Origin of the sequence: Bradyrhizobium sp. LMG 9283 (assembly GCF_045571415.1) — a bacterium.
GTDB lineage: Bacteria > Pseudomonadota > Alphaproteobacteria > Rhizobiales > Xanthobacteraceae > Bradyrhizobium.
Genome location: NZ_CP120691.1, coordinates 5,864,345 through 5,877,623 on the forward strand (window position 1 = coordinate 5,864,345; position 13,279 = coordinate 5,877,623).

10 protein-coding genes are annotated in these 13,279 nt (G+C 64.8%); 5 read left to right on the top strand and 5 right to left on the bottom strand.

Annotation, left to right across the window (positions count from 1 at the left end):
• Window positions 1-44 precede the first annotated feature (44 nt).
• The 4 genes from P6U29_RS27760 to P6U29_RS27775 form a co-directional block, all read right to left on the bottom strand.
• On the bottom strand, window positions 45-1,445 hold the full coding sequence (locus P6U29_RS27760) for a hypothetical protein (RefSeq protein ID WP_407113348.1): 1,401 nt from the start codon (window positions 1,443-1,445) through the stop codon (window positions 45-47).
• Window positions 1,446-1,605: 160 nt separating this feature from the next.
• Window positions 1,606-2,982 (bottom strand): ATP-binding protein, encoded by a 1,377-nt coding sequence (locus P6U29_RS27765; protein ID WP_407113350.1) that lies wholly within the window; start codon window positions 2,980-2,982, stop codon window positions 1,606-1,608.
• Window positions 2,983-3,076: 94 nt separating this feature from the next.
• Entirely contained in the window at window positions 3,077-3,751 is a 675-nt protein-coding gene (locus tag P6U29_RS27770) for a response regulator transcription factor (RefSeq protein ID WP_148773980.1), read from the bottom strand.
• 212 nt (window positions 3,752-3,963) lie between these two features.
• The gene (locus P6U29_RS27775) at window positions 3,964-4,119 is read right to left on the bottom strand and encodes a hypothetical protein (RefSeq protein WP_407113352.1); all 156 of its coding nucleotides are present in this window, start codon (window positions 4,117-4,119) and stop codon (window positions 3,964-3,966) included.
• A gap of 231 nt (window positions 4,120-4,350) precedes the next feature.
• Here P6U29_RS27775 and P6U29_RS27780 point away from each other — a divergent pair, with 231 nt between their 5' ends.
• From P6U29_RS27780 to P6U29_RS27800, 5 genes are all read left to right on the top strand, one after another.
• Window positions 4,351-5,346, top strand: a complete 996-nt coding sequence (locus tag P6U29_RS27780; RefSeq protein ID WP_407113354.1) for a Ku protein — start codon at window positions 4,351-4,353, stop codon at window positions 5,344-5,346.
• A 59-nt stretch (window positions 5,347-5,405) separates the two neighbouring features.
• Window positions 5,406-5,642: a hypothetical protein gene (locus tag P6U29_RS27785; RefSeq protein WP_407113356.1), complete on the top strand. Its 237-nt coding sequence runs from the start codon at window positions 5,406-5,408 to the stop codon at window positions 5,640-5,642.
• A gap of 289 nt (window positions 5,643-5,931) precedes the next feature.
• The gene (locus P6U29_RS27790; RefSeq protein WP_407113357.1) at window positions 5,932-6,096 is read left to right on the top strand and encodes a Flp family type IVb pilin; all 165 of its coding nucleotides are present in this window, start codon (window positions 5,932-5,934) and stop codon (window positions 6,094-6,096) included.
• A gap of 1,100 nt (window positions 6,097-7,196) precedes the next feature.
• The gene (locus P6U29_RS27795) at window positions 7,197-8,849 is read left to right on the top strand and encodes a thiamine pyrophosphate-requiring protein (RefSeq protein WP_407113359.1); all 1,653 of its coding nucleotides are present in this window, start codon (window positions 7,197-7,199) and stop codon (window positions 8,847-8,849) included.
• A gap of 206 nt (window positions 8,850-9,055) precedes the next feature.
• A complete protein-coding gene (locus P6U29_RS27800) occupies window positions 9,056-11,551 on the top strand; it encodes a GAF domain-containing protein (protein ID WP_407113361.1) in 2,496 nt (831 codons plus the stop codon).
• A 3-nt stretch (window positions 11,552-11,554) separates the two neighbouring features.
• On the opposite strand, the gene P6U29_RS27805 is transcribed toward P6U29_RS27800, so the two are convergent.
• Complete coding sequence (locus tag P6U29_RS27805; protein WP_407113362.1) at window positions 11,555-13,135, bottom strand: MDR family MFS transporter; 1,581 nt, start codon at window positions 13,133-13,135, stop codon at window positions 11,555-11,557.
• Window positions 13,136-13,279: the final 144 nt, after the last annotated feature.

The window sequence follows — 13,279 nt, forward strand, 5'->3', positions numbered from 1 at the left end:
GCACCGTCAACCGTAAATTGTGATCACGAAAATCTGCGCCTTGGTTAGCCGGCGCGCGACGATTTGCGTTCGCCTGTGAGCGCGTTTTCTGCCGCGCGACTCATCAGCGAGGCGTAATCGTCGCCGAACAGCACCTGGCAGAAGCGGATCGCAGCCTGCACCTGCTGCTGCCGATAGGCGCGGACCTTGTGATCGGCGGCGCGCAGCGACTGCACCAGCTGCTCGGTCGACCGCTCCACATATTGCTGGAGGTCGGAATAGGTGCGCAGCGTCACCTCGTTGATCGCGAGCTCGCTCGCATAGTTGCGGCAGGTCGCGACGAAATCGATCAGCGCCACGGTTTCCTCGACCTCGGTGCTGTCAATCCGCGCGCCCGGTGGAATGTCCTTTTCGGGACGCTGGCGCAGGATGCGGCGAACGCGACCGGGCACGCTGTCGATCTCGGATTGCAGCGCATTGGAGATGTCGGCCCGGATCGAGGTCAACTGCTTGCCCCAAGCGGAATCATTGCGCAGGTCGAGCTCGGTGCGCAGTCCGCGCACGCCGTCGTGCAGCGTCTTGAGATTGCCGGCGACGTTGTCGAAATGGCCGCGCTTGATGTCCATGCGAAGGATCGCGGCAACGCAGGCCAAATCGTGCAAGGCGATCGTGACCGCGATACCGTAGGGCGTCGCCGCGACGCGGATCTCGTCGTCCGACGCGGCAATCTTGATGGCGAGGCGGATGATCTGCCACGGCGCGGTCATCCGCTGCACGACGACCGACAAGGCGAAAGGCAGCATCTGCGGCGTCTGGAGCGCCGGAAGATTGAGCGCCGAGGTCACCGAGGCGATCTGGGGATCGCCGAAAGCGCGCAAGGTGCGCGGCAGCTTCTCGTTCAACGTCGCGATGGCGTCCCGGACCTGGAGCACCGCGCCAATCGAATAGAGATCCTCGATCACGTTGGGCGGACCGACACGGGCGAGCGCCCGCGACTTGTCGCCGCCGCCCGGCCCCGTCAGCTCCATGATCGCGTCCGCGGCCACCGCCTGGAGCTTGTGCGCCAGCGCCTCGACCTGCCCGGCACCGTCAGCCGGCATGCGGGCGAGCGCCGCCTCGAATTCGTTCACCTTGTCCGGAGCGCCGTCACGGCCAAGCCATTGCCAGATCGGCTGCAGCGAGGAGCGGCGGATCTGGCCGACTCGGATCGGCGTCCCCGCCTCGACAAGGAATGGTTCCACCACCTGGAATAACAGCCGCGACAGATCGTCCGTCCGCGGTGGCGGGGCTACCTCGGCCTCCGTCTTGCGGACGATCTTGCGCAGCTGCTCGAGCACGAGGGTTGCCACAGCCGTGTCCTGCCCGCGCTCGAGCGCGCGCTCGAACTCCCGCATCAGCAGCGCTTGCGACTGCGGCGGGAGCTGCGCGAGATATTCCCTCAGCCGCTCGATCGATGTCTGGCTCATACGCCCGGGTAATGCATGGTAAATGGCAGACGTGGGATGCGTCCGGGCGCAATCATAGAAGGTCGCGCCTTAAGAAGCCGTTGAGGACGTTCGCCCCAACGCCTTCATTGGCTTTGCGGATCGCCCTGCCCGAGCCGAAAACTCCCGCTGGAACAAAGGATTATATTCCGGGCAGGACCAGCTGCGCCCGCAAGCCCCCGATCGGCGCAGCGCCAAGGGAGAGGCCGCCGCCATAGAGGGCGGCGAGATCGGTCACGATCGACAGGCCCAGTCCCGATCCGGGCTTGGACTCGTCCAGCCGCTGGCCGCGCCGGGAGACCTGTGCGCGCTCGGCCTCGGACAGGCCGCGACCGTCGTCATCGACGATGATCCGCAAACGCGGGCCGGCGCCGGCCTGAAGCGGCGTTTCGACCAGAACCTCGATGAAGACGCGCGAGGCCGCCCATTTGCAGGCATTGTCGACGAGATTGCCGACCATCTCCTCCAGATCCTGCCGCTCGCCCCGGAATTTAGCCGACGGATCGGCCTTGGCCTCGACCACGATGGCACGGTCGCGATGGATCTTCTCCATGGTCCGCCGCAGCGCCTCGATGGCAGGCGCCACCTCCGTCACGGTCGCGACCACCGAGACCCGGGCCGCGATGCGTGCGCGCTCCAGATGATGGGCGACCTGGTCGCGCATCACGTCCGCCTGCTCCATCACCTTTTCCGCGAACGGATCGGCCGCATGCGTGCTGGCCTCGTTGACGATAACCGAGAGCGGCGTCTTGATCGCATGGGCGAGATTGCCGACATGGGTGCGCGCGCGCTCGACGATCTCGCGATTAGCCTCGATCAGCGCGTTGGTCTCGCGCGCCAGCGGCGCGATCTCGACCGGGAATTCCCCCTCGAGCCGTTCCGCCCGCCCCGAGCGGATATCGGCGATCGATTCCGAAATGCGCTTGAGCGGGGCAAGACCGAAGCGGACCTGGAACACGGTCGTGAGCAGCAGCACGATGCCGAGCGCGGTGAAGGTACCGCCGAGATAGTAGTCGAAGCTTCGCGTCTCATCGAAGATCTCGGTGTCGTCCCCGGCGACGCTGACGAGAAATTTGCCGTCGGCGCCGAGATCGACCGGCCGTTCCACCATGCGCAGATTCTGCCCTTCCGGCCCGTCGACATAAGCGAGGCGGATGCCGGCGGCGGTGAGCTCGGCGCCCTGCTCCTCCAGCTTCGGCAGCTTCTTGTCCCAGAGCGAGCGCGAGGAGCGCACCTCCGGCTTCTCGGTGTCTGTCCGGGTGATCTGCCAGTACCAGCCGGACAGCGGCAGCTCGAACAGGGGCTCGCCAAGCGACTGGAACTGGCGGTCCGGCGGCTCGTCGGGGGTCGCGACCTCCGCGATGAGCGTGCGCAGATAGAGATTGAGCCGGCGATCGAAGGCGCGCTCGGTGGCGTTCTTGTAGACCGACGACAGCACCACGCCGGTGATGGCCAGGATCACCACGAGCCAGGCGGTCGCCGACAAGAACAGTCGGTTCGCAAGCGAGCTAGCGGCCATCGGAACGGTCCCGGCAGGGGCTGGAAATCAGGTCGTCGGACGTCATGACCGGACCAAGGGCCCTGTTCGGCCTCCCGTCAAGCCCGAGAACGCCTCAGGCGCCGGGCGCTTGCGGCGGGGTCAGGAGATAGCCGAGGCCGCGGACGGTCTGGATGATATCGACGTCGAGCTTCTTGCGGATGCGGCCGACAAAGACCTCGATGGTGTTGGAGTCGCGATCGAAGTCCTGGTCGTAGAGGTGCTCGACCAGCTCGGTCCGGGAAACGACGCGGCCGGAATGGTGCATCAGGTAGGCCAGAAGCCGATATTCGTGCGACGTCATCTTGACGGGATTGCCCGACACGCTGACCCGTCCGGTTCGGGTGTCGAGCGTGACCGGACCGCAGCTCAGCTCGCTCTGGGCATGGCCGGTGGAGCGGCGCAGCAGCGCGCGGATCCGCGCCAGCACCTCCTCCAGATGGAACGGCTTTGCGACATAGTCGTCGGCGCCGGCATCGAAGCCCTGCACCTTGTCGCTCCAGCGATCGCGTGCGGTGAGGATCAGGACCGGCATGGTGCGGCCGTTGCGGCGCCAGGCCTCCAGCACAGAGATGCCGTCCTTCTTCGGCAGGCCGATATCGAGCACAACGGCGTCATACGGCTCGTTGTCGCCGAGATAGTGCCCCTCCTCCCCGTCGAAGGCCCGATCGACGACGTAGCCGGCGTCGGTCAGCGCCTTGGTGAGCTGGCGATTGAGATCGGGGTCGTCCTCAACAACGAGCAGGCGCACGCTTCTCTCCAGAAATAGACCGCATGAACACCGCTCCAGATGAGCAATTCCGGCGTGAACTGAATATGAACGCCGGGACAGGCCGCGTTACTTTTTGGTCATATACGATTTCTCATGCACTGATGCGAGTGCGCCCGCCGCGCAGCCGGACGAGCCGACGGCATGGCGGGCGCAATGGCCGCGTGACGCGGCGAGCTGGCCGGTTCGGGCCGTCAGGTTCTGAAGAACACGAACCAGACGACGGCAAGGATCAGGATCGCAAGCCCCGTCGAGATGGCGAGAAGCGCCGCCACCGAAGGCCCGGGCTCGCCCTGGCGCGCCTCGGTCGGAGTTTCCACGATCCGGTTCTGCTCTCGCGGGGTTGCCATGGTGACCTCAATCTGTGGCTGTCGCGTCGGATTGCCGCGACCTCCTCGCGGCGTCGAATTGCCGGGGGCAACGCGTGATCTCGGGCGATGTTCCGGACCATGGGCCCGCCGGGCAACACGGCGCAGGCGACGATTAACGCCGTTGCGAGATTCCGCGGCGGCGGTTGCTATGATTCGCACCTGGGCGATGTTATCTTCAGGGCTTGTCCTCTGTTGCGTCTGGAGTAGCCCATGGCCCCCCGCGCCAATTGGAAGGGTTTTCTGCGTCTGTCGCTCGTGACCTGCCCGGTCGCGCTCTATCCGGCCACTTCGGATACCGAGAAGGTCTCGTTCAACCAGATCAATCGCAAGACCGGCCACCGCATCAAGTACCTCAAGGTCGACGCCGAGACCGGCGACGAGGTGACCTCCGAGGACATCGTCAAGGGCTACAAGGTCGACACCGACACCTATATCGAGGTCACCAAGGACGAGCTCGACGAGATCGCGCTGGACTCCACGCACACGATCGAGATCGACGAGTTCGTGCCCAAGACCGACATCGACAACCGCTATTTGATCCGCCCCTATTATCTCGTACCCGATGGCAAGGTCGGCCATGATGCCTATGCGGTGATCCGCGAGACTATCCGCAGCATGGACAAGGTCGCGATCGGCCGCGTGGTGCTGACCAACCGCGAGCACATCATCGCGCTGGAGCCGCTCGAGAGCGGGCTGATGGGCACGCTGTTGCGCTACCCGTACGAGGTCCGCAGCGAAACGGAATATTTCGACGACATCCAGGACGTGAAGCTGACGAAGGACATGCTCGACCTTGCAAAACACATCGTCGAGAAGAAGTCCGGCGCGTTCGAGCCCGAGCTGTTCGAAGATCATTACGAGACCGCGCTGATCGATCTCATCAACAAGAAGCGCAGCGGCATGCCGATCACCGCGAAGGCCGCACCGAAGACGGGCGGCAATGTCATCAATCTGATGGACGCGCTGAAGAAGAGCCTCGCGAGCGAGAAGGAGGCTCCGCCTGCGGCGAAGGTCGCCAGGGAGACGGCCAAAGAGATCGGCAAGGGCAAGAAGCTGAAGAAGCGCGTCGAGGGCCAGCGCGAGATGCTGCTGCCGATATCAGGCAAGGGCGGCAAGGACGCCGCGGCAAAGACCGCGCCTAAGGAGGCCACGAAGAAGGCCGACAAGCCGGTGCGGGCACCGGCGCGGGCGAAGAAGGCCGGCTAGCAGCGTCACACCCAGCGATCGCGCCGTGATGTCTCTCCCCGCCGATCGGCCGGCCTGACATGCCCTGGTCGACGGCGTTCGACGATCCTGTTCGCGTGAGCAACAAGCACAAGCTGCTCACGCTTCAAGATGCTGCGGACTACATCATGCAGCTGCCTCACGACGCGCAGCACGAGGCGCACTGGCAGACCGCGATCGAGACGTTGATCAATGCGGCCGAGACCGGTGGCGGCTGGGTGATGTTCGCCCGCATCGCCATGTTGCGGGCGCTGAATGCGGACGGCTCGCGCGGATGAGCGGGATGGAGATGTCCTTGACGGGCCGTTGACGAAGAGGCTCAACAATCCGTTAAGCGACCCACGATCACGCCTTGACGGGCACTGCGCCCGGCCTCCCCCAGGGGTCTGCCGATTTGAATCCATTTGGACGGACCGGTGGAACCCTAATTTAATGAATGCCGTCGTATGAGCGGAGGCGCGATCGTCCGGCTTAATTTCTTTTGGCGCGCACAAAGACTTATTCGATCGATTTACGAGTCCGATAACGACGCGACCATCCATTGGATCGGATGAACAGGAGTTGGCAATGCGTCTGCTTAGGTCCTTCCTTGCCGATGAGAATGGCGCAACCGCAATCGAGTATGGCCTGATCGCCGCAGGGATCGCTCTGGCAATCGTGACCGTCGTGAACAACACGGGCGGCGCACTGCTCAACAACAAGTTCAACTCGGTCAGCTCGGCGATGAAGTAACAACCGGTCCGGGACTGCGCAGCGGCGCGCCGCACGTGTCTCCCAGCGATCGCAGATGCCGCCGACGACCGCGCCCGCGGCGTCGGCATCCGAAAGCTGCGCCGCGCGTTGGAGGGGAAGGCGTAGCGGAGACACGGCCACTTCCCGAACTTTTCATTGCGAGCGCGCGTGGCCATAGCGCGCTTCTCTCGTGTCCTGGACGCGCTGCAGCGTTCTTACTGCTGCGCAGAGCCGGGACCCAGAAGCTGCGCATTCCACTGATGCATGGGCCCCGGCTCTGCAGCGCACGCTGAGGAGCGCTGCGCTGCGTCCGGGGCACGAGACGCTGTTCCACGATAGACATAGCTCATCATCGTCGCGGCATATCTTGCCCGAGCTTTGCATTCTGCTCTCGCCCTCGTCTTAACAAGGGCGCAAGGAAGGCCGGGCGCGGGCAGATACGATGCCCCGGATTGCGCTTCGCTCCATTCAGGCTACTGCGCTTTGACGGCCCGCTGAGTGCTGATATTCTTCAGCGCAGCGGGCCCGACGAGCCATGCTGTCAATCGGTCAACCAGCGCTGCTTGAAGGATGCGGATGAGAAACGTGACGTTCTTGGCTCTCGGCCTCATGTTTGTCGCCACCTGGTCGCACGACAGCGCCAGAGGACAAACTTCGGTCACGCCGCCGGTTTCCCTTGCTCCGCCCAACGCATCGCCGCCACGCGCAAGCGCCACACCTTCCAGAGTTCCGCCGACGACGTCAGGCAGAGAGGCTGCGACACCCGTGATCGGCGGGCCTCCGACGACGCCAAATCCAGCCGCCGACTACGATGGCTTCAGCGTAGGGACCCTCGACGACGATAACACCCCAAATCAGGTGGCGCCGCCCGTGAGGGCGCGTGGTGCAAAGGTCTCCAAGCCCAATCTGGATACAAGTGGCCTCGCGGGACAGTCATCAATTGATCAGGAAGATGACGCCTTGAAACGAAAGCTGACGATCTGCCGCAACTGCAAATAGGACGTTTGTCGGCCATTGTCGAAGCCGATCCGCAAATAGCAAGCTTTACCGCTCCAAGATTTCCTGATCCTCTCTCCTCCAATCAGCCGGATCAACCGGCCTTGCCAGGGAGAGACGCCATGAAGCTCGGCACCGCCATCGCGGAAATCATGAGGCGCGAGGGGATCGAGATCCTCTGCGGCTATCCGGTCAACCATCTGATCGAGCACGCGGCGAAGGCCGAGATCCGCCCGGTGATGGTGCGGCAGGAGCGCGTCGGCATCCACATGGCGGATGCGATCTCGCGGGTGACGTCGGGACGCAGCATCGGCGCGTTCTGCATGCAGCATGGGCCCGGTGCGGAGAATGCCATGGGCGGCGTCGCGCAATGCTTTGGCGAATCCGTGCCGGTGCTGGTGCTGCCGATGGGCTATCAGCGCAGGCTGTCGCATATCGAGCCGAACTTCAATTCCAGCGAGGCGATGAAGCCGTTTGCGAAATCGTCCGAACCGATCATCCTGGCGGCTGAAGTCGCCAACATCTTCCGCCGGGCGTTCACGAAACTGAAGAACGGCCGCGGCGGGCCCGTCATCGTCGAAATCCCCTCGGACATGTGGAACGAGGAGGTGCCGGAGCCGCTGAACTACACGCCGGTGCTGCGCACCCGCTACGGCGCCGACCCCGTTCACGTCAAGGAAGCAGCGGGCCTGCTCGTGAATGCAAGGCGGCCGGTGATCTATGCCGGCCAGGGCGTGCATTACGCGCAGGCCTGGCCGCAACTGAAACGGCTCGCGGAGCGGCTGGCGATCCCCGTCACCACCAGCTTAGGGGGCAAATCGTCGTTTCCGGAAACGCATCCGCTCTCGCTCGGCTCGGGCGGGCTCGCAGTGCCGCGCGCGGTGCCGAAGTTTCTCAGCGAGGCCGACGTGATCTTCGGCATCGGCTGCTCCTTCACCGAGACCAATTTCGGCATCGCGATGCCGAAGGGCAAGACCATCATCCATTCCACGCTCGATCCCAATCATCTCAACAAGGATGTGGAAGCCAAGATCGGCCTCGTCGGCGATGCCGGGCTCGTGCTCGACGCGCTGCTGGAGGAGATCGGCAAGACCGTCACCGCGGATCGCGATGTCTCGGCGGTCGCGGCCGAGATCGCGGCCTCGCACAAGGAGTGGCTGGCGAAGTGGATGCCGAAGCTCACCAATAACGACGCGCCGCTCAGCCCCTATCGCGTGCTCTGGGACTTGCAGCACACCGTCGACATCCACAACACCATCATCACGCATGACGCCGGCAGCCCGCGCGACCAGCTCTCGCCGTTCTGGAAGGCGGTCGAACCCCTCACCTATCTCGGCTGGGGCAAGACAACGCAGCTCGGCTACGGCCTCGGGCTGGCGATGGGCGCCAAGCTCGCAAAGCCCGACAAGCTCTGCATCAACGTCTGGGGCGATGCGGCGATTGGTTTCACCGGCATGGATTTCGAGACCGCAGTGCGCGAGCGCATCCCCATCATGTCGGTCCTGCTAAACAACTTCTCGATGGCGATCGAGTTGAAGGTGATGCCGGTCTCGACCGAAAAGTATCGCTCGACCGACATTTCCGGCGACTACGCCGCGATGGCGCGCGCCTTCGGCGGCTACGGCGAGCGGGTGGAGAGGCCGGAGGACATCGTGCCCGCGATCAAGCGGGGCATCCAGAAGACAAGGGAAGGCGTGCCGGTGCTGCTGGAGTTCATCACCAGCAAGGAGACCGAGGTGTCGCGGCCGGGGACCTGAGCTCCTTGAGCATGTGGTGAGCCGAACCGGGTGCGCCGCAGTCCACCTCTCCCCGACGGGGAGAGGTGAACCCTGACGCTGGCTTCGTCGTACCAATCAAGTTCATCTCGGTTCAGTGCCTCGGCCGCAAGCGCTGGCTCCAGCCGCAGAAGATGTGATAATCCAGCCCGGTGCCGCGCATGTCGCGGCATCAAGCCGGATGAGGAATGACGACCCCTTCGAACGAGATCGAGGAACTCGAGCGCCGATTGCAATCAGCCGCGGCCGAGAATGCGCAGCTGCGCAGTGAGCTTGCGATCGCGCGGGATCGCCAGAGTGCCAGCGCCGAGATTCTGCGTACCATCGCGGCCTCGCCCTCCGACGCGCGGCCGGTATTCGCAGCGATCGCGTCCAGCTCGAAGCGCCTGCTCGGCGGCTTCTCGGCCACCGTGCTTCAGTTCATCGGCGACGAGCTGCATCTCGTGGCGTTCACGCCGACCAACGCGGAGGCCGATGAAGGGCTGAAGGCGTCGTTTCCGCGCAAGATCGCGGACTTCCCGACCTTTGCCCTGGTGCGCGGCGGCGAGACGATCCAGTTTCCCGACAGCGAGGCCGCCGACGTTCCGGAGCTGAACCGGGAGCTGGCGCGGCTGCGCGGCTTCCGCAGCGTGCTGTTCATGCCGCTGATGAACCGGGGCATGCCGGTCGGCATGATCAGCGTCACGCGCGCCGAGCCCGGCGCATTCGCGCACGACCTCGTGCAACTACTCCAGACCTTCGCCGATCAGGCCGTGATCGCGATCGAGAATGCGCGACTGTTCAACGAGACCAAGGAGACGCTCGAACGCCAGACCGCTACCGCGGAGATCCTGAAGGTGATGGCGGCCTCCCCGTCCGACGTGCAGCCGGTATTCGAGGCCATCGCCACCAATGCCAACCGGCTGATCGGCGGCTTCTCCACCGCGGTGCTGCGTTATATCGACGGCGCCGCGCATCTTGCGGCATTCACGCCGACCGATCCGGCCGGCGATCGCGTGCTCCAGGCCTCGTTCCCAGTGCCGTTCGCACAATTCCCGCCCTACCAGCTCGTGGCCAATGGTGCCGCCGCGCAACTTCCCGACGCCGAGCTCGAGCCGGCCGCGCGCGACATCGCGCGTGCGCGAGGCTATCGCAGCATGCTGTTCACGCCGCTGATGAGCGAGGGCGAGGTCATTGGCATCATCATCGCCACGCGCCGCGCGACCGGCAACTTCGCCGAGCATCACGTGCGGCTACTACAGACTTTCGCCGATCAGGCCGTGATCGCGATCAAGAATGTCAGCCTGTTCAACGCCACGAGGGAAGCACTGGAACGTCAGACCGCGACCGCCGATATCCTCAAGGTGATCGCGGCCTCGCCATCAGATGTCACGCCGGTGTTCCAGGCGATCTCCGACAGCGCCAAGGCGCTGATCGGTGGGCACTCCTCAACCGTCACTCGCGTCGTTGACGACATGCTGCATCTGGCCGCCTTCACCACCGACAACGAAGCCGGCAATGCGGATCTGCTCAGCTCCTTCCCGACGCCGCTGTCTTCGTCAGGCATTCACAGCCGGGTGGCGAGGAGCGGAGAATATGCCTTCCGCAGCGACATGCAGAACGAGCCTGATCTCACCGAGGCCATGAAGGAGCTGGCGCGAACACGTGGTTATCGCAGCATCCTGGTGGTGCCGATGCTGCGCGACGGCGTTGCGATCGGCACCATCGCCGTCACGCGGCGAGAGCCCGGCCATTTCCCCGACAAGGCGATCAGTCTGCTCAAGACCTTTGCCGACCAGGCCGTGATCGCGGTCGAGAACACGCGCCTGTTCAACGAGGTGCAGGACCGTACCAGCGAGCTCGCCAAATCGCTCGATGAGCTGCGCGCAGCACAAGACCGGCTGATCCAGACCGAGAAGCTGGCATCCCTCGGCCAGCTCACCGCCGGCATCGCCCATGAGATCAAGAACCCGCTCAACTTCATCAACAATTTTGCATCCCTCTCCGCCGAGCTGACCGAGGAGCTGAACGAGGTGCTCGCGCCGGTCACGCTTGCAGATGACCTCCGCGCGGAGGTCGACGAGCTGACGGGACTTCTGAAGAACAATCTGCAGAAGGTCGTGCAGCACGGCCGCCGCGCCGATTCCATCGTCAAGAACATGCTGCTGCATTCGCGCGAAGGCGGCGGCGAGCACCGGCTGAGCGACATCAACGCGCTGGTCGAGGAGAGCCTCAACCTCGCCTATCACGGCGCCCGCGCCGAGAAGCCGGGATTCCAGGTGACGCTGAAGCGCGAGCTCGATCCTGCGGCGGGACAAGCCGAAGTGTTTCCGCAGGAGATCACCCGCGTGCTGCTGAACTTGATTTCGAACGGCTTCCACGCGGTCACCAGGCGCAAGGCCGATGGCGCCGCCGACTACGAGCCGACGGTGATCGCCGCGACGCGAGATCGCGGCGACGAGATCGAGATCACCATCCGCGACAACGGCACCGGCATTCCGGACGAGGTGAAGGAGAAGATGTTCAATCCGTTCTTCACCACCAAGCCGGCCGGCGAAGGCACCGGGCTCGGGCTGTCGATGAGCCACGACATCGTCGTGAAGCAGCACGGCGGCACGATCGACGTCGCGACGGAGTCCGGCGCGTTCACGGAGTTCACGATCCGGCTGCCGCGGAAGAGCAGCTTCGCGGGCGCAGCCCGCTGAGCCTTACTCGGCCATCTCGACGGGTTGCTGGGCCGAGGGTCCGGCCAGCGGCCGCTCCTCCATCGCGATCAGGCACAGCGCGGCGGTGGTCATCAGCGCGGTGGCGGCACCGAACACGTAGCGGAAGGCGTGCCGCATGTCGTCGGCGGGTATCGCGACGGCGCCCGCGGCGTGATGCTCGCCGGCGAGCGGGATGTCGGTGCCGAGTGCGATGAGCAGGATCGCTGCGAACGCGGCGACTGTGAACGAGGACATCAGCGAGCGGAAGAAGTTCATCGCACCGGTAATGGTGCCGACTTGCGGACGCGCGACCGAGTTCTGCAGCGAGACCACGCACACCGGGAAGGTCGTGCCGAGCCCGAGCGCGAACGCGGCCATCAGCAACAGCAGGCCCCAGAGCGGCAAGGTGGTGACCGTGAGCCCGAATCCGCATAGCGCAGCCCAGGACGTGCCGGCGATGGCGACACGCTTGTAGTGCTTGGCCCGCGCCATGGTGCGGCCGGCAATCGCCGCGCCGCAGGTCGAGACCGCCGCGAGCGGGATCAGCGCAAGGCCCGCCTCGCTGGCGGTGAGATGATAGACCTGCTCGTAATAGAGCGGCAGCTGCACGGTGAGGCCGGTGATCGCCCCCAACCCGCAGCCGCCGGCCGTCAGCGCGAAAGGCGCCACCGATCCTGTCAGCAACGGCAGTGGCAGGAACGGCTCGTCGGCCCGCCGGGCATGCCACACGAAGGTCATCGCGAGCGCGACGGCGCCGCCCACCATCGCCAGCACGGTCGGCGACAGCCAGGCATAGCGGGTACCGCCCCAGGTCAGCACCAGCATGAAGACGACGGCGGCAGCCATCAGCAGAACGCCGCCGAGCCAGTCGACCTTGCGCTTGCGGTGGAACACCGGGATCTTGCTCATCTTGGGCAGCAGCAGTGCGAGCGCGGCGGCCGCAAGCGGCAGGTTGATCCAGAAAATCATCGACCAGTGCAGGTGCTCGGCGAAGACGCCGCCGATGACCGGGCCAAGGATACCGCCGACCATCCAGACGCTGGAGAAATAGGCCTGGTACTGCCCGCGTTCGCGCGGGCTGACGACGTCGGAGATCACGGTCTGCACCACTGGCATGATGCCGCCGCCGCCGAGGCCCTGAAGCCCGCGCGCCAGGATCAGCATCGGCATGTTCGGCGCGATCGCGCACAGCACCGAGCCCGCGACGAACAGGCTGAGCGAGATGATGATCATCACGCGGCGGCCGTAGATGTCGCTAAGCGTGCCGAACACCGGCGCGACCGCGGTCGAGGCGAGCAGATAGGCGGTGATCACCCAGGAGAGATTGGAAACGTCCTGGAATTGGCGTCCGATGGTCGGCAGCGCAGTCGCCACGATGGTCTGGTCCAGCGCTGCCAGGAACATCGTCAGCATCAGGCTGATGACGATGGTGCGAACCTCGTCCTGTGACAGCGGCACCGGCGGCGCGATGGACGGCGCGTCATCGACGCTCAACACCTCGCTGGGAAGGCGCGACAGCTCTTCGGCGATGTCGTCAGGCAACGTCTGGACGTCGGCAGCGCTCTGCCGTTCGAACTTGTTCATCTCGATCGGACGTCATGTGGCGGCGCAACGCCGCGAAGGATTCGTTCTATGCAGCCCAATTTAGACAGCAAAGCTTTTCCTAGGCAGGCACCGCGGCGCATGGGTGCATCCCGCCCCGGGGCCATCCCGAAGACGTGATCCGAT

Excerpts from the sequence above, each read along its gene's own strand:
- P6U29_RS27790 (WP_407113357.1), top strand. The coding sequence starts at position 5,932 with ATGCGTCTGCTTAGGTCCTTCCTTGCCGATGAGAATGGCGCAACCGCA.
- P6U29_RS27780 (WP_407113354.1), top strand. The coding sequence starts at position 4,351 with ATGGCCCCCCGCGCCAATTGGAAGGGTTTTCTGCGTCTGTCGCTCGTG.
- P6U29_RS27765 (WP_407113350.1), bottom strand. The coding sequence starts at position 2,982 with ATGGCCGCTAGCTCGCTTGCGAACCGACTGTTCTTGTCGGCGACCGCC.
- P6U29_RS27775 (WP_407113352.1), bottom strand. The coding sequence starts at position 4,119 with ATGGCAACCCCGCGAGAGCAGAACCGGATCGTGGAAACTCCGACCGAG.
- P6U29_RS27760 (WP_407113348.1), bottom strand. The coding sequence starts at position 1,445 with ATGAGCCAGACATCGATCGAGCGGCTGAGGGAATATCTCGCGCAGCTC.
- P6U29_RS27805 (WP_407113362.1), bottom strand. The coding sequence starts at position 13,135 with ATGAACAAGTTCGAACGGCAGAGCGCTGCCGACGTCCAGACGTTGCCT.
- P6U29_RS27800 (WP_407113361.1), top strand. The coding sequence starts at position 9,056 with ATGACGACCCCTTCGAACGAGATCGAGGAACTCGAGCGCCGATTGCAA.
- P6U29_RS27785 (WP_407113356.1), top strand. The coding sequence starts at position 5,406 with ATGCCCTGGTCGACGGCGTTCGACGATCCTGTTCGCGTGAGCAACAAG.